This is a genomic window from Frankia sp. AiPa1 (assembly GCF_023243075.1).
Lineage (GTDB): Bacteria > Actinomycetota > Actinomycetes > Frankiales > Frankiaceae > Frankia.
The window spans coordinates 24,535-40,265 of sequence record NZ_JALKFZ020000198.1 but is presented as its reverse complement, the minus strand read 5'-3'; the positions used below and the strand labels follow the sequence as shown (position 1 = coordinate 40,265).

General features: G+C 68.0%; 18 protein-coding genes. 9 read left to right on the top strand and 9 right to left on the bottom strand.

What is annotated here, in order from left to right; all coding sequences use genetic code 11:
- Positions 1 to 368: 368 nt before the first annotated feature.
- On the bottom strand, positions 369 to 896 hold the full coding sequence (locus MXD95_RS28115) for an SRPBCC family protein (protein ID WP_250643763.1): 528 nt from the start codon (positions 894 to 896) through the stop codon (positions 369 to 371).
- A gap of 10 nt (positions 897 to 906) precedes the next feature.
- Complete coding sequence (locus MXD95_RS29490) at positions 907 to 1,149, bottom strand: transposase (RefSeq protein ID WP_374122171.1); 243 nt, start codon at positions 1,147 to 1,149, stop codon at positions 907 to 909.
- A 325-nt stretch (positions 1,150 to 1,474) separates the two neighbouring features.
- On the opposite strand from MXD95_RS29490, the gene MXD95_RS28110 reads away from it, so the two are divergent.
- On the top strand, positions 1,475 to 2,539 hold the full coding sequence (locus MXD95_RS28110; RefSeq protein ID WP_250643762.1) for an ice-binding family protein: 1,065 nt from the start codon (positions 1,475 to 1,477) through the stop codon (positions 2,537 to 2,539).
- A 299-nt stretch (positions 2,540 to 2,838) separates the two neighbouring features.
- On the opposite strand, the gene MXD95_RS28105 is transcribed toward MXD95_RS28110, so the two are convergent.
- Positions 2,839 to 3,501, bottom strand: coding sequence for a TetR/AcrR family transcriptional regulator (locus MXD95_RS28105; protein WP_250643761.1), 663 nt, complete (start codon positions 3,499 to 3,501; stop codon positions 2,839 to 2,841).
- 480 nt (positions 3,502 to 3,981) lie between these two features.
- Between MXD95_RS28105 and MXD95_RS28100 the strand changes: the two genes are divergently transcribed.
- The 4 genes from MXD95_RS28100 to MXD95_RS28085 all read left to right on the top strand — a co-directional run bounded on the left by MXD95_RS28100 (position 3,982) and on the right by MXD95_RS28085 (position 8,134).
- Complete coding sequence (locus MXD95_RS28100; protein ID WP_250643760.1) at positions 3,982 to 5,445, top strand: MFS transporter; 1,464 nt, start codon at positions 3,982 to 3,984, stop codon at positions 5,443 to 5,445.
- Between the two features lie 169 nt (positions 5,446 to 5,614).
- Positions 5,615 to 6,349, top strand: a complete 735-nt coding sequence (locus MXD95_RS28095) for an SDR family NAD(P)-dependent oxidoreductase (protein ID WP_250643759.1) — start codon at positions 5,615 to 5,617, stop codon at positions 6,347 to 6,349.
- A gap of 80 nt (positions 6,350 to 6,429) precedes the next feature.
- The gene (locus MXD95_RS28090; protein ID WP_250643758.1) at positions 6,430 to 7,050 is read left to right on the top strand and encodes an NADPH-dependent F420 reductase; all 621 of its coding nucleotides are present in this window, start codon (positions 6,430 to 6,432) and stop codon (positions 7,048 to 7,050) included.
- 229 nt (positions 7,051 to 7,279) lie between these two features.
- Positions 7,280 to 8,134: an LLM class flavin-dependent oxidoreductase gene (locus tag MXD95_RS28085; RefSeq protein WP_250643757.1), complete on the top strand. Its 855-nt coding sequence runs from the start codon at positions 7,280 to 7,282 to the stop codon at positions 8,132 to 8,134.
- Here the strand turns inward: MXD95_RS28085 and MXD95_RS29485 are convergent.
- On the bottom strand, positions 8,040 to 8,387 hold the full coding sequence (locus MXD95_RS29485) for a hypothetical protein (RefSeq protein ID WP_374122172.1): 348 nt from the start codon (positions 8,385 to 8,387) through the stop codon (positions 8,040 to 8,042). The genes MXD95_RS28085 and MXD95_RS29485 overlap by 95 nt on opposite strands.
- Positions 8,388 to 8,419: 32 nt before the next feature.
- Between MXD95_RS29485 and MXD95_RS28080 the strand changes: the two genes are divergently transcribed.
- Together MXD95_RS28080 and MXD95_RS28075 are read left to right on the top strand one after the other, a co-directional pair.
- Entirely contained in the window at positions 8,420 to 8,641 is a 222-nt protein-coding gene (locus MXD95_RS28080) for a hypothetical protein (protein ID WP_250643756.1), read from the top strand.
- Positions 8,631 to 9,293, top strand: coding sequence for a maleylpyruvate isomerase family mycothiol-dependent enzyme (locus MXD95_RS28075; RefSeq protein ID WP_250643755.1), 663 nt, complete (start codon positions 8,631 to 8,633; stop codon positions 9,291 to 9,293). The genes MXD95_RS28080 and MXD95_RS28075 overlap by 11 nt, the downstream gene beginning before the upstream one ends.
- A gap of 195 nt (positions 9,294 to 9,488) precedes the next feature.
- On the opposite strand, the gene MXD95_RS28070 is transcribed toward MXD95_RS28075, so the two are convergent.
- Positions 9,489 to 9,728 (bottom strand): hypothetical protein, encoded by a 240-nt coding sequence (locus tag MXD95_RS28070; protein WP_250643754.1) that lies wholly within the window; start codon positions 9,726 to 9,728, stop codon positions 9,489 to 9,491.
- A gap of 224 nt (positions 9,729 to 9,952) precedes the next feature.
- Between MXD95_RS28070 and MXD95_RS28065 the strand changes: the two genes are divergently transcribed.
- Positions 9,953 to 10,264: a calcium-binding protein gene (locus tag MXD95_RS28065; RefSeq protein ID WP_250643753.1), complete on the top strand. Its 312-nt coding sequence runs from the start codon at positions 9,953 to 9,955 to the stop codon at positions 10,262 to 10,264.
- A 479-nt stretch (positions 10,265 to 10,743) separates the two neighbouring features.
- Here MXD95_RS28065 and MXD95_RS28060 read toward each other — a convergent pair whose 3' ends face one another.
- A complete protein-coding gene (locus MXD95_RS28060) occupies positions 10,744 to 11,640 on the bottom strand; it encodes a nucleotidyl transferase AbiEii/AbiGii toxin family protein (RefSeq protein WP_250643752.1) in 897 nt (298 codons plus the stop codon).
- Complete coding sequence (locus tag MXD95_RS28055) at positions 11,637 to 12,212, bottom strand: type IV toxin-antitoxin system AbiEi family antitoxin domain-containing protein (RefSeq protein WP_250643751.1); 576 nt, start codon at positions 12,210 to 12,212, stop codon at positions 11,637 to 11,639. Before MXD95_RS28055 ends, MXD95_RS28060 begins: the two co-directional genes overlap by 4 nt.
- 630 nt (positions 12,213 to 12,842) lie before the next feature.
- Here MXD95_RS28055 and MXD95_RS29090 point away from each other — a divergent pair.
- A complete protein-coding gene (locus tag MXD95_RS29090; RefSeq protein WP_250643750.1) occupies positions 12,843 to 13,049 on the top strand; it encodes a transposase family protein in 207 nt (68 codons plus the stop codon).
- Here the strand turns inward: MXD95_RS29090 and MXD95_RS28045 are convergent.
- Both MXD95_RS28045 and MXD95_RS28040 read right to left on the bottom strand, forming a co-directional pair.
- A complete protein-coding gene (locus MXD95_RS28045) occupies positions 13,039 to 14,286 on the bottom strand; it encodes a PP2C family protein-serine/threonine phosphatase (protein ID WP_250643749.1) in 1,248 nt (415 codons plus the stop codon). The genes MXD95_RS29090 and MXD95_RS28045 overlap by 11 nt on opposite strands.
- Positions 14,287 to 14,814: 528 nt before the next feature.
- A complete protein-coding gene (locus MXD95_RS28040) occupies positions 14,815 to 15,573 on the bottom strand; it encodes an IclR family transcriptional regulator (protein ID WP_071082302.1) in 759 nt (252 codons plus the stop codon).
- Between the last annotated feature and the right edge of the window lie 158 nt (positions 15,574 to 15,731).

Genomic DNA, 15,731 nt, shown 5'->3' with positions numbered 1-15,731 from the left:
ACCTACCGGATCATCTACCGTATTGACGACAAGGCCATGGTCGTGACCGTCGTCGATATCGATCACCGTCGGGACGTGTACCACCGCTGAGCGACAATGAGTTCTCGGTCCCGAAATCACCGTCCGGCCGGTCGCCGCACGCACCCTGACCAGGGGCGATGGTCGATGACCAGCCCGCAGGAACATCATCTAAAGAATCAATCGAATATTCCGCACATCTGGCGGTTCCGAGCACCTCAGTAATGGGCTCGCCGAGGGTCACAAATGTGATCAGCAGCCGGCGGCCGATCAGACGGGTAGCCACGGGCCCGCTGAGCCTGCGCTTGTGGCTCAGGAAGACGACGTCAGTGTCCAGGACGAGGGAACGTTCACCCGCCCACTCCGCCAGCGACCGCCCGTTTTATCGCAGATCCCTCCCCGAGCGCCACGGAAAGCCCGTTCAGGTGGAGTCCCGTGCCGCCCCGCAGATGCGCGACATCGTCAGCACCGTCCCCGGCCATCATCAGCAGGACGTACTGCTCGGTCCACGTCAGCATCGTGCCAGCCGACTGCTCCTGGCTCTCCCGCAGCCCAACACTGACCAACGACACCCAGCGCAACTGGTCGTCGACGACCGCCTCGTAGGTGAAGACAACCAGCCGCCCGGGGACCAACTGGAGGGTGTGCGTACGGCGCTCGATCCGCTCGACCGAATCCCCGATCCGCATGGTGCTGCGCAGAATCTCGGTACCCCCGAGGCTCACGTCATACCGGTTGCCCGGATCGGCCTTTCCCGGCATGCGGACCCACCGGGCACGCCGATCGGCTTCCGCGAAAGCGGCATAAACCTCCATCGGCGGCGAACTCAGCTCGCGATCGAGGACAAATGTGCCGTGGAGGGGCTCACCTGCCGTCATGGCCGAAATCCTACTCCCGCAGCCGCGACCCACCGTCACCCTGACCGCAACCACGCGACGCGGTAATGGTACATCTCGAGCTATAGTAGTCGACCTCGGCCTGGTTCACCCACAGCCGCAGCGTCGCCGGATGAACATCCAACCGCTTCGCAACCGTCGAGATCGCCCGATACACCTCCGCCGGCTGCTCACGACGCATCTGCAACACGGAACGTTCACGGAGCTCATCGGGATATTTCCTGGCAGCAGGCACGACTCGATCCCCTCAAACGGTCGAGTCTCCGCCGAAACCGGGGCAGTTCAAGACATGCTCTTACGTCACTCCTGCCTGGGGGGGAGCCCCGTCGAAATTTGGTACCAGCGGCAGCAACTACGAGCTCGCCATCGGCACAGACCCAAGGCTGTACGACCGGCCGGGATGCCAGCCGATCGGGAACGTGCGCCAGATCAACCGGAGGTACGGACGGAGACTCGTCGACCAACCAGCCACACCTACACTACTTTAAGCAACAACGTCGCTACTATGAGATATCTAGCGGTCGAGCCATTCGACCACGCATTAACCCCGAGGGAATCTCATGATCGCGACGAACCTTCCCGCTGGCTCCATTGACAGAAGCCGGGCCACATCCCAGCTGATCCGGGCGTTCTCCGTTGTCGGTACGACCACCGTCCTGATCGGGGCGATCGGGCTGGTCGGAGCCTCGGCCGCCAGCGCGGCCACCCCGACCGTCTCACTCGGCGCCGCCGCGAGCTACGCGGTTCTCGCCGGGTCGACAATCACCAACACCGGAATCACCAAGGTGGATGGCGATCTCGGACTCAGCCCAGGCACTGCCGTCACCGGGTTTCCGCCCGGGCAGGTGACCGGGGCAACCCACAAAGCCGACAGCGCCGCGCTGCAGGCCAAAAACGACCTCGGCACCGCCTTCGACGCCGCCGCCACGATCCCGACCACCGCCACCATCCCGGTGGAACTTGGCGGAACCACCGAAACTTCCGGTGTGTACGACTCCCCGGCGGGCACATTCGGGATCACCGGAACGCTGACCCTTGACGCTCAGGGCGACCCAAACGCCGTCTTCATCTTCAAGGCGGCCTCCACCCTCATCACAGCGTCCGCAAGCAACGTGAAGCTGGTCAACGGCGCCCAGGCCTCCAACGTCTTCTGGATCGTCGGTAGCTCCGCCACCCTCGGCACCTACTCGATTCTCAGCGGCAACGTCCTCGCCCTGACCTCCATCACCGTCACCACTGGCGTCGCGGTTGACGGCAGGATCCTGGCCCGCAACGGTGCCGTCACCCTCGACACCGACACGATCACCCGCCCGATCGGCGTCCAGGGACCCGTCAGCACCACCATCAACCTGACATCCTCGCTGAACCCCGCGCCGACGGGGCACTCCACGACCTTCACCGCCGTCGTGTCAGCGGGCACCGGAACGACCGTCCCCGCCGGCCTGGTCGCATTCACTGACGGGCACGCGCTCATCGACGTCGTTGCCCTCGACAACAAGGGCCAGGCGGAGTTCGCCACCTCCACCCTGACCGCCGGCCTCCACCAGATCAAGGCGATCTACATCGGCACCACCGGATTCACCGGAAGCGTCTCACCCCTCACCTACCAACTCGTGGGCTACTAAACCCGGCGCCGTCCGCGCCGACGAATACCGGCGCGGGCCGCGACATCCGATTCAGGAGTCACCGGAAGGGGCGGCTGATGGCGCCTGGTAGCGACCGTTGAACGCCTGACCACCGAGCGCACGCAGGGGATACCGGCCGCGCCGCCGCAGCAGCAGCGGCGGCCTCCCCCCGGGTGCGGCAAGATCGCCATCACCGCATAGCGAGCGACACCGCGCGCCATCGAACAGGGGCGCGGCCGGCGAGCGGCGTCCAGGTCTCCGCGATGCCGCGGGCTGACCGGACAGCAGGCCGGCCGCCCCTACTGCGCCTCGCTGAGATGGACCATGGCGTCGTACAGCTGCTCGTACGTCATCGGCGGCTCGGGGATCGGATGTGCCCGCTCAGCCCGGTAGGCGTCGAGCATGAGGTAGAGGTAACGCCGCCAGGCGTTGGGCGCCGTGGCGCTGGTGGCCTCGATGATCCTGCCGTTCGACCAGATGAGGTTGACGATGTCGGCCAGGGTGATATCGCGGCGAGCCTCGCCGGCTTCTTGGGCCCGGGTGAGCATGTCCAGAATCTGCTGGCACATCTCGTCGTGGATGCGCTCGGTCTCGGCGCTGTCGGTGAAGCGGCGGGAGAGGAAGTCGTTGAAACCCCGGTCTCCCGCCTGCATGCCGAACAGGTGCTCCAGGTAGTAGACGAACCCTTCCCACGGGTCGTTCATCTCCAGGGCCTTGTTGGCCCCGTCGAGGAACTCCTGAAGCCGGGGCTGGAAGGCGGCCATGAGCAGGTCCAGGCGGGTTGGGAAGTGGCGGTACAGGGTGCCGATGGCAACGCCGGCGTCGCGTGCGATCTTCTCCAGGGAGGCATCCACGCCGCGTGCGGCGAATTCGCGCTGCGCCGCGGCGAGGAGCTTGTCTCGGCGCTCCCGGGCGTCGCGGCGCAGGGGCCTGCGCGTCTGCTCGACGTCGCTACGGCTCACCTCGTCAGCTTACCGGCGATGCTGAGGGCGGCCTCCCTTTCTGCGCCGCTCAGGAGCCCGGCAGAGCGCGGTTGGCCTCGGGGAGCTCGTCGGCATGGTCGTGCGCGACGCGGCTGACGGCGCGCGGCAGCACCGTGGCGCCCGTGACGATCCCGAGGGCCCTCCCGAGAGCATGACGTTCGGTTCGGTGCCCTGGGCACGGTGGCAGGGCGGAGAACAGGCCAGGTGGCTGCCGGGACCCGGGCGGTACCCGGCCTGGATGTCGCCGCCTTCGCGGGCAGCGTTCGCGACCAGGCGGCGAGGGGCACCTCATCTCCCTTCGTCTCCTTGGTGCCGCCAGAGGTCGAGGCCCGAAACTTCTGCCAACGTGAGGCGCCCCTCCGGAATATAGTGAGGCACCCCTCCGTTTATGTAGGCAGCAACGACCGGAGGGGTGCCTCATCTTGGTGCTCTGACCTGACCGCACGAGGAGCGAAGCAGATGAGCACTATGGAGCCCTCCGGGGCGCAGGCGCCTCAGCGCCCCGCGGAGGCCGTCCGAGCGCACCTGGCCGCTTCGCCCGATCCCCATGACGAGCGGCGCTGGATGGCTCTGGGTGTCCTCGTCATCGCCCAGATCATGATCCTGCTGGATGCGACCGTCGTGAACGTTGCCCTGCCCTCGGCGCAGGCCGACCTCGGCTTCTCCGATGCCAGCCGCCAGTGGGTGATCACCGCCTACGTGCTGGCCTTCGGCAGCCTGCTTCCGCTGGGAGGCCGGCTGGGCGACGTGCTCGGCCGCAAGACCATGTTCATCGTGGGACTGCTGGGGTTCGCGATTGCCTCCGCTGCCGGCGGCGCGGCCCCGAACATCGGCACGCTGATTGCCGCCAGGGCCGTCCAGGGCGGGTTCGCCGCAGTTCTCGCGCCGGCGGCGTTGTCGCTGATCACGGTGATTTTCACCGACCTCAAGGAGCTGAACAAGGCGTTCGGGATCTTCGGTGCGGTGTCCGGCAGCGCCGGCGCCGTCGGCCTGCTGCTGGGCGGGCTGCTGACCGACTACGTGGACTGGCGCTGGTGCATGTACGTCAACATCGTCCTCGCGGTCGCCGGGATCATCGGTGGCCTGACGCTGCTGCACAACTCCGCCGAGCCCGACAAGCCCAGGCTTTCCGTGCCGAGCACGGTCGTCGGCTCGGCGGCGATCTTCGGGTTGGTCTTCGGGTCGGCCAAGGCCCAGGCCGACGGCTGGGGCTCGGCGGTCACCCTGACCCCGCTCATCGCCGGCGGTCTCCTACTGGCCGGCTTCGTCGTGCTCCAGAAGGTCGCCCGCCACCCGCTCATCCCGCTGCGGGTGGTCGCCGACCGCAACCGTGGTGCCGCCTACCTGACGCTCTTCCTGGCGAACGCGGCGGTGTTCGCGCTGTTCCTGTTCCTGACCTATTACTTCCAGGGTGTGCTGGGCTACTCGCCGATCATGACCGGCGTCGCGTTCCTGCCGATGATGGCGGCGATCGCCGTGGTCGCCACGCTGACCCAGGGCGTGCTGCTGCGGCGCCTGACCATGCGGGTCATCGTCGCCGCCGGCTTGATCGCCTCCGGTGCCGGAGCTGCACTGCTGACCCAGGCCGGTGCGGGCAGCCCGTACGCGGCCTGGGTGCTGCCCGGGCTGGTCCTGGTCGGGACCGGCATCGGGTCGGCCGCCGTCGTGGCAGTCGCGGTCGGGCAGCAGGGTGTCGATCCGCGCGACGCGGGTACGGCGGGGGCGCTCAACAACGTCTCCCAGCAGCTCGGCTCGGCGCTCGGCGTCGCCTTGATCAGCACCTTCGTCGCCACCGCCACCAGCCACTACCTGACCCGCCACGGCAGCACTGCCGTCGTCGACGCAACCGTGCACGGGTTCACCGTCGGCTACTGGTGGGCCGCTGGCGTCTTCTGGGCCGCTGCCGTCCTCTGCATGCCCTGATCCGCGGCGGCACCCGGCTCCATCACGAGGCCGGCCAGCCCGAGCCCCTCGACGAGATCGCCGGCGGACTGATCTGACAACCCGTGGCGGGCGGCGCCCCGGTGGCAGGACGGATCGCGGCGCCAACCACCAAAACACGAACCACAACCGACAGAAAGGCCAGTTCACCATGCCCAAGCTCGATGGCAAGGTCGCAGTGATCACCGGAGCGACGTCTGGGATGGCGCTGGCAACGGCCAAGCTGTTCGTGGCCGAAGGCGCCCACGTGTTCATCACCGGACGGCGCAAAGACAAAGTGGACGAGGCGGTCACCGCCATCGGCCACAACGTAACGGGCGTGCAGGCGGACTCAGGAAACCTGAACGACCTCGCCCGCTTGGCCGAGACCGTGCGGGAGCATCACGGACGAGTCGACGTCCTGTTCGCCAGCGCCGGCATCGGCTCGGTATCCGACCCGCTGGGCAGCATCACCCCGGACTCGTTCGACACGCTCGTGGCCGTCAACTTCCGGGGCACCGTGTTCACCGTTCAATACCTGCTGCCGTTGATGAGCGACGGCGCGTCGGTCATCCTGAACGGCACGACCAGCGCGACCAAGGGCATCCCCGGCGCCGGGGTGTACTCGGCCAGCAAGGCAGCCGTTCGCTCACTCGCGCGCACCTGGGCTGCGGAGCTGAAGGACCGCGGCATCCGGGTAAACGTCATCAGTCCCGGCTCGATCGACACCGCGCTCTTCAGCACCGTCACCCCGGAATTCCGGGAGCAGATCACCTCCGCCATCCCCCTGGGACGGCTGGGGACCAGTGAAGAGATCGCGGCCACCGCGCTGTTCCTCGCCTCTGCGGACGCCAGCTTCATCACCGGCGCAAACCTGGTCGTCGATGGCGGGTTCAGTCAAGTCTGACGCCATCCGGCCGGGCCGCCGGCCCCCGATCCCTTCAAAGCAAAAGTTCATCCCAGACTACAGAAAGTGAGCACCCGTCCATGAGCAGCATCAGCTTCGTCGGCCTGGGCGGCATGGCCCGCGCCATAGCCGCCCGCGCGGTCGAGGGCGGCAACGCCGTCGAGGTCATCGGCCGCGACCAGGCCAAGGCCAAGGACCTGGCCTCCGCCCTCGGCGGCGGCGCGACGGCCGGGACTTTCGGCACCGCCCCGGCCGGCGACATCGTCATCCTCGCCGTGCCCTACGCCAGCGCCGCGCAGGTCCTCGCCCAGTACGGGGACGCGCTGGCCGGCAAGGTCGTCATCGATATCTCGAACACCTTCAACGCCGACGCCACCGCGCTGGTCACCCCGGACGGCACGTCCGGCGCGCAGGAGATCGCCAAGGCCGCCCCGGCCAGCGCGCACGTCGTGAAGGCGTTCAACACCGTCTTCGGCCACGTCCTGGCCCAGGGCGGCCCGCTGGACGTGCTCATCGCCGGCGACGACGCGGACGCCAAGGCGAGCGTGTCGGCGTTCATCGAGAGCCTCGGGCTGCGCCCGCTGGATGCCGGCGACCTGGCGGCGGCGCACTGGCTGGAGGCGGCGGGCCCGCTCTTGATGGGCCTGGCCAGCCATGGCGCAGGGTTCAACATCAGCCTCGGCGTCAACGTCCCGGGCTGAAGCCCGCCCGCAGTTCCAGCGCCGCGCACTGGCACCCGGCGGCCATCCCGGGCAGGCAGGGTTCCGCCTGCCCGGGATGTCGGCGGCCCCTGGGCCCTCCGACCTGCAGGCAATCGACTCTGACCACCCGGGACTGCCCGCGTCCGGCACCGGCGAAGACGCCATGAAGCAGGTCGGCGACAACATCTCATCGTGGCTGGCCACACCCGAAAGACTGAAGGAGACACCCGTGCCTGACTACGGCCATCCTCTGCGTTTCGCAACGTTCATCTCTCCCGCCAACTCCCCGGCGGACCGTCCGGTCGAGCTGGCGCAGCACAGTGAGCGGCTCGGTTTCGACTTCGTCACCTTCCAGGATCATCCCTACCAGTCGAGTTTCCTCGATACCTGGACCCTGCTGAGCTGGGTGGCAGCGCGGACCGAGCGCATCGGCGTGTCCGCCAACGTGCTGAACCTGCCGCTGCGCCAGCCCCCCGCCGTGCTCGCCCGCGCGGCTGCCAGCCTCGACCTGCTCTCCGGTGGACGGACGAGCCTCGGGATCGGGGCCGGCTTCTACTGGGACGCCGTGCAGGCGGCCGGCGGACGGCGGCTGACCCCGCTGCAGGGCGTGGCGGCGCTCGGCGAGGCCATCGACGTGATCCGCGGGATCTGGGACGCCGACGCGCCCGGCACCCTCAATGCCGACGGCGAGTTCTACAAGGTCCACGGCGCCGAGCGCGGACCCGCGCCCGCACACGAGATCCCGATCTGGCTCGGCGCCCACAAGCCGAGGATGCAGAACCTGGTGGGACGCAAGGCCGACGGCTGGCTGCCGTCGCTGCCGGTCATGGAGCCCGGCGGCCTGCCCAAGGGAAACGCGATCATCGACGACGCCGCACGGGCCGCGGGCCGCGACCCCCGCGAGATCACCCGTCTGCTCAACATCTTCCCGGACCAGCAGACCCCGGAAGCACTGGCCCAGATGACCCTCCAGGACGGCGTCAGCATCTTCATCCTGGCCAGCGACGACCCGGACGTGCTCGAACGCTTCGCCGCCGAATCGATACCCACCGTACGCGAACACGTCGCCCGGGGACGCAGATAGCACGCGTGCCCGCTTCGGCATCGCTGACGCGCTGGATCCGCCAGTTGGCGACCAGTTCCACCCGGTGGACCACATCAGGCTGGCCCGGGTCGGCCACGTGGAGCCGCGTGATCAGCTCAGTCCGGAGCTCCGTCTCGACCTCGAGACCGTCCGCCCGGTATGCCGCGATCACCGCATCGACAGCGGCCGGGAAATCCGCGCGCCGGTCCCAGTCGGCGAACAGGTCGACATCCTCGCTCGGCCGCTGAAGAATCCCGTGGGTCGCGACCGCGTGGCCGCCCCGGAATGCATCTGTTCGCCCGGATCAAGGAGGAGGAGTTGGCCGTGCTGGCCGTGCTGGCCGTGCTGGCCGTGCTGGCCGTGCTGGCCGGGATGGCATCGGACTGCTCCGAAGGCGAGATCGCGGTCGCGGTCAAAGTCCTGCGCTCGCTCGACGACGACATCCGCGACCGCGCGCGGCGCGCCGGCCGGTCAGGTCGGCTGGAAGGAGGTCCCCATGCCCTCTGACGACGACATCTACAGGTTCACCCGCGACAACCGCCGCTTGATCGCCGACCTCCTCGACACCCTCGACGATGGTCAGTGGAACGCACCCACGCTGTGTGACGGCTGGACGGTCGGCCACGTCGCCGCGCACCTGCTGCAGCCGATGCTCGTCGGCTTCGGACGCTTCTTCCTCACCGCGCTTCGCTACGGCGGTGATACCGACAGGACGATCGACCATCTCACCCGCAGGCTCCGCGCGATGCCCCGTCAAACGACGACCGACCTACTACGCCGTCACGCCTCCGACCGTGTCAATCCCCCGCGCGTCGGCCCGATGGGCCCCTTCGCCGAGACCTGCGTTCACCTTCGAGACATCACCCGACCCCTCGGCCAGGACGTCGACGTTCCCACCACGCACTGGCACCTGCTCCTCGACTACCTTGCCGGCCCACGACCGGCAAGAGCGCTCATCCAGCCCGGACGCGCTGACAACCTGCGCCTGGCCGCCACCGATATCGACTGGACACACGGCTTCGGGCTGTCTGTCACCGGGCCGGCCGAGGCCCTCGCTATGGTCCTCACTGGGCGCTCGGCAGCCCTCGCCGACCTCGCCGGACCGGGAACCGACATCCTCAGACAGCGACTCGAAACTGGGCGGACTACGGCCAGTTAGTTCGTTCGCATCGCGAATCTTCTGTCATAGGCTGACGCGGAAATCGGGACTGGCGCCGGGCACGCCGAGGTGACGGCAATGATCTCCGCCACTCGTGCAAACGACGCCCTCCTTGTGCCGGAGGCGCGGATGGGCGAGAGACCTGAGCGCGCCGATGCGGCTACGTGTTTGGATCGAGGAGCGCGCTTGCCCGCGTCACCCGGCGGCGTGTTCGGAATCCTCGCGACCGTTGAGCCGGAGCAGATGCGCGACCTCCGGGTCGGGTTCGGCGCCGGCCCACCGCTGGTAGTCGGCGTCACCGGCCCGTTCGCCGCGCGCGATCGCGGCCAGCAACGCCGCGTCCACCGGGGGCGGCGGGCCGAGGGGATACCCGTCGTCCATGTTCGCGGAAGGCTCGTACGGGGACCCGAGCTTGATGGTGAGGGCTTGTCGCATCCGGTCGGCATGGCCCAACTCCCCGCCGCCGTTGCGTCGAAGCAGTGTGGCGCCCTCTTCATTTTCGATGCCCTCCCGGGCAAAGCGAGGCCGAAGCGGAGCGTTACGGCGAGCGGATGTACCGCCAGCTCGTCCGCCACCAGGCTTAGCCAGGCCACGAGGACGTCGTCGGTGACGAAGCCTGGTGGCCGCCCTCGGTTCTCCGCATCGGTAGGCTGCCGCCCATGGTGGAGATGAGCGACGTCGAGCTGGATGATCTGGTCGAGCGTGCCGTCGTCGACGCCTACGGGGAGGACGAACAGCTCACCGCCTTCCATGCCGTGATCGGGGACAATCTCGCCGTTCCCTTTTGGACCACCGTCCTGGGGGTGGAGGTGACCGTCACGGGGATCGATCTGCTGTCCGGGAGCGGTATCGTCGCCGTCTGTACTCGTGGGCGGTACCGCCAGGCGGTCGGCATCCTGGACCTGCCGCTGCCCACCCCGCCTCCGGCCGGGGCGGAATGGATCGACGCCTATCGGCACTGGGCGTCCTGACGACGCGACGGCGAGGGCGGGCTGGACGCGAGTGTCAGTACTACGAGTTCCTGGCCGTCGATCGGCCGCTGGACGAACGGCAGCAGGCCGAGGTTCGGGCGTTGTCCACCCGGGCTCGTATCACCGCCACCCGTTTCGTCAACGAGTGCCACTGGGGCGATTTCCGCGGTGATCCCCGCAGGATGATCGAGGGTTACTACGACGCTCATCTCTATCTCGCCAGCTGGGGTTCCCACCGCCTGATGCTCCGTCTGCCCCGCGCTTTTCTCGACCTCGCGACCGCCCAGGAGTACTGCGTCGACCCGCATTTCACCGCCTGGACCACTGGGCAGCATCTCGTCGTCGACCTGAGTAGTGAGGACGACGAGGACTGGGTGGAAGGCGCCGAGGACTCGCTGTCGGCGCTGGTCGGCTCAGCGCAACAGTGCCCAGATGGTGATCGGTTGTCTACGTGCCGCTACCACCGTGTCCGGGTGGGCTCAGGCGGGTTGCCAGGTGCCGTCGCGCCAGAGGTGGTGGGTTGTCTCACCACGGAGGACCGGGTCAGCCAGGGCGCAGCAGGTGTTGACGAGGTCGTCGAACTGTTCGGGGGTTGTGGCTTCGAGTCGTTGGCGGCGTCGCCAGGCTCGCCATTTCGGTTGGGCGTAGGTGCCGAAGCCAGTGAGCGCCGGGCTCAGCGGGGTGAGAGCGAGGTCTCGGTGGCGAGCGACGACCTGCAGTGCCTGGTCGAGGTCAGCGCCGATGATCGTGGTGCGGGCGGCGATGCTGGCGATGTCGACGAAGTCGCGCCAGCGGGTGTTGACGATGCCGCGTTCGAGGGCGGTGGCGATCTTTTCGGCGAGGACCATGTGGGCCGGGTAGCCAAGGAGGCTCGTCTGGCCGCCGAGCAGGAGTGGCAGGGCGACAGGGACGGGGCTGGGCCAGATCGGGTCGCCGACGTTGACGTCCAGGTGGAACGGGACGGTAGCGGTCGCCAGGCGCGCGGTGATGGAAACGCGGACGCCTGCGTACTTGTCCTCGTCGCGGATGTCACGCCCGATGATCGTGGTGAGGTCGTAGGTAAGGCCGTCGTCGCGGGGCTGCGCGGCGACGGCGCGGGCGACCGTTACGATCTCTTCGACGTCGTTGGACAGCCTGGTGGCCTGCAGGTCGATGTCGCGAGTGGGTCGGCGGGCAGCGTAGGCGGCGAGCAGGACGCCGCCTTTGAGGACGAGGTCCTGCGCGTAGCGCGATGCGCCGAGCCGGGCGAGGAAACCTTCCAGCGCATACAGGGCGAGGTACTCGGCGGTATCTCGGCCCGCGCGGCGGGCGGCGCTCCGCAGGTCCAGATAGGCGCGGCCGTCGGCGGTGGCGCGGGTGGGGCTGCCCTGCGTCATACGAGGATCTCCAGGGTGCGACGCAGCCGGCGCAGCGTGGCCGGGAAGTATGCGGCGACGGTCAGCATGCCGGCGGGGTGGTTGCCCGGCTGGCGGAGCCAGCGTTTGAGGGCCTCGACCGCGGTGTCCTCGCCTTCCAGGTAGCTGAGTCGAAAAACATCGACGATCGTCCGCTCCGGTGAGTAGACCGCCGCGTCGACCCCGCCGACCGGCAGCGCGACCCGGCCGACCTCGAAGGTCTCCAGGGCGAAATGATGCCAGGTCACGTGGGGGAAGCCCGCTGGCGGCCGGACGCCGCGGGGCAACGCGATGTCGTGGGAGGCGGAGATGTCGTCGCTGAGCCCGTGCCTGGCCAGCGCGCTGGCCAGGCAGAGCGTGGCGCGCGGCTGGCGGGTGGCAGCCCCCGCGAGCGGGGCCAGCGCGGGATCGACCATCCCTGGCTTCGCATAGACACCACGGCCGACGCGGCCGATCGCACCGGCCGCGTGCAGGCGGCTGAGGGTCATCCTGGGAAGGCCCGCCGCGACGGCCTGATCCAGACGAAACACCGCGGGCAGAGCCTCAAGACCCACGACCCCTCCCAACTGTTGACAGCCCCATAGTAGCTATACACAGTTAGTCCCAGAGCCCAACCTGCGCCGAGTGCACCCGTCCGGGACCGTGATCGGATGGCTCGCGCAGACCTGCAACGCGACCGACTGGCCGGCTTGGCACCAGACCCAAGGCTCGACCACGGCACATCCCCATTGCCGGCTGGATCGTCGCGAGCTTCAACCTCTTTACTCTTGACTCTTCACTCCGAGTCTTGCAGCCTTAGAGCTATATCACCAGGCTGCCCGGCGGGCCTGGCTCACGCCGTCAGCCATCGGAGTTCCATGACTACCCGTACCGACCCAGGGCTGCGGGGAGATCACCTAGGGTTGCGATCGGCTAAATTATGTAGCCGCCTTTGGTGACACCCGGAGGCGTCCTGGATCGAAGAGTACGCGCCAGCGCCGCCCCCGCACCAGTCGACCGAGGTTCGCCTCGACAAAACGGCCCGGCCCGCCGCCTGGCGAGGCCAGAAAATCCTCCGGAGCGATCCCAATAGCCCCTTGCCGCCGAATTATCTGAAACTCGGCCTGCCATTGTGAAAAAATTGGCCTCCTGCTCGGGATAATGAAAGTACCACCAAACAAAACCCCGAAACAGAAGGCCACCGCGTGCCATCACGCCAGACTGGTGCCGCCCTGTCGAGCGACCATGACCAGGGCGGCGAGGGCAAGGTCAGCAGACTTCTCGAGATGCTGCGCCAGGTGAAAGATTTCCGCGCAGCCCGCGGGAAGACATACAATCTCCATTTCGTACTTGCTGTCGCGGTCGTCGCCACACTCGCGGGCGCCGCGAACTACCGTCAGATCAGAGCCTGACAACGACCAGGGCGATGTCGTCGTCGCTGCCGCTGGTGACATCGAGGCGGGTGATCAGCATGTCGGCCAGGACCTCTACGTCCAGCTCGCGGGACTCGGTGACGGCGTCGGCCAGGCGACGCAGACCGACGTCGATGTCCTCTCCCCGGCGTTCGATCAGTCCATCGGTGTAGAGCACGAGGACGTCGCCCGGTGCGTAGGTCACACTGGCCTGGGGTTGGGGAACGGGCAGCGGGCGCACGCACAGCGGCGGGTCGGTGGCCTGGTCCAGGAGCTGGTAGGAGCCGCGTCTGGTGTGGGCGAGCACGGGTGGCGGATGTCCGGCGTTGCTGTAGATGATCAGATGGCTGCGTCTGTCGATCAGTACCGTCACCACGGTCGTGCCGAGCGCGCCTTCAATGGACCGGGCGTAGAGCCCGAGGATTTCCAAGGCCGGCGCGGGGCTGGGGATAGCGCGGATGGCGGTGCTTAGAGCACTACGGAGCATGCCCATGACCGCGGCGGCCCCCAGGCCGTGGCCGACGACGTCGCCGACGGCCAGGGCGGTGTTGTCGTGAGGGAGGTCGACGATCTCATACCAGTCGCCGCAGACATTGAGTGAGGTCGAAGCTGGCAGGTAGCGCACAGCGATGTCGCGGTGGGCGGGCAGGTCCGGGGTACGGAGCATGACCTCCTGGAGAGTGAGCGCGACCTCGCGGGCGTGGGCGTGGGCCTCGCGGAGTTCTTCGTTGAGCCGCTGTGACTCCACCGCCCGCGCGTACAGTTCCGCCTGGAAGGCCGGTATCTGGTCGAGGTCGTCCTGGTCACTCGTCGGGCGCTGGGCGCGGTAGGCCTCGACGAACGCGGTCACGTCCTCGGCGCGGTGAATGATCCACCGTACTGAGCCGTCCGGCGCGAGCACCGGAGTGTTGACCGGCGCCCACCATCGCTCCTCGAACACACCCGGATGGCCTCGGACTGGGATGTCGTACTTAAGCAACGTCATCGTGTCCCGCCGCCCGGAATCCAGCACCCAGCGCAGGGAAGCGGTCAACTTCCGCACTCCATCGGCGTTCGGGTCACCTGGATTATCAGGAAAAGCATCGAAAATATGCGTTCCGACGAGGTCTTGTCGATTCCGCCCGGTCAGGGACAGGTACGCTTGGTTGACGTCCACAATCATCAGATCTGGGTCCAGTACCAGATAGGGGCTCGCCGTGGCGGCGAACAACGCTGTGTAGTCAAGGTCCGAATCCATCAAACCAATCCGCCCGCCGGTCTAGTAGCCGGACTCTATCCCGGCAATCTAGCGACGGCTCGGTTCCCCGTGTCGATCATCCCCGCAACGTCAAACGGATCGACTCTGTGACGAAAACGGGAATCATCTGCCGCAGAAAGTCGACACATCGATTTTCAGTAGTGCCGATCATCTCGAACAGTGCGGGGCCCTGCGGCGGGACGGAGGTCTGCTGCTGACGTGCCACCCGCAGCAGCCTGCAAAACCGGCCGCCACTGCGGCATGCGGGGCCCGGGCCGCGCCCGGCGCCCCGGCTGTACTTATGGCAACGGGTGTGGCAACGGAGTCACGTGATCTCGGTGGCAGTCCGTCTGTGACCCCGGGTGACCTGCGTAAACGGCAAAGTTGACCATCCTGAAAGATCCGCTGGACGTGCCGGTGGGGGGCCGCTCGTCGGGTGTCGGTGGCGCAGGTCGGCGGCGGTCCGTGGTTATGCTGGAGCCGGCCGCCGCCGGGCTGGGGCGGGCGGTGCGGCGCCGGGACGTCGGCTTACCGTGGGGGGATGCCGCCGAGTTGCCGGGCGATTCCCTGGGCGGCGACCTGGAGCACGGCGGTGAGGCGGCCCCGGTCACGCCGAATGGTCGCCGCGACGATACCGATCGCCGCGACCACCTCGTCCTCGCGGCGGACCGGCACGGCGACGGAGCAGGCGCCGAGAGACATCTCCTCGACCGTGGTGGCCCAGCCCTCGTGGCGGACCCGCTCCAGCTGTTTGAGTAGCAGGCCCGGCTGCGTGATCGTGTAAGGGGTGACCCGGGTCAGGGAGGAGAGGACACGGTGGCGGACGTCCTCGGGCGCGTGCGCGAGCAGCACCTTGCCGACACCGGTCGCATGCATCGGCAGCGTCGAGCCGACGCTGCTGACGACCGGGACCGAGGCAAGGCCGGACATCCGTTCGACGTACAGCACCTGATGGCCGTCACGGACAGCGAGATGGACCGTGGCGCGGGTGGCGGCGTGGATGTCGTGCAGGAACGGCGAGGCAGTCTCGCGCAGGGTTGACTGGATGGGGGCCAGCAGGCCGAGGTCCCACAACCGGCGGCCGATGACGTAGTCGCCGTCGGCGCGGGCGAGGGCGCCGTGGCGCACGAGTTCGGCGACGAGCCGATGGACCGTGGCGGGCGGGAGGTCGGCGCGGCGGGCGATCTCCGTCAGCGACAGGCGCGGGTGGTGTTCGTCGAAGCCGGAGAGGATGGACATGATCCGTCCCGTGACCGTCGCTCCTGGGGTGCCGGTGTTTCCCGCCATGGACGAATTCTTCCACTGAGCGGAAAAGGTATGTGTGCTTCCGTACGCGCCGGTCCTACGCTGCCGACTCATGAGCAGCTCTCCCGCGTCGGCCCCGGGCTGGAGCCGCAGTCCGTGATCAGCGCCGAGATCGCGGGCATCAGGGCCGACAGTCAGCA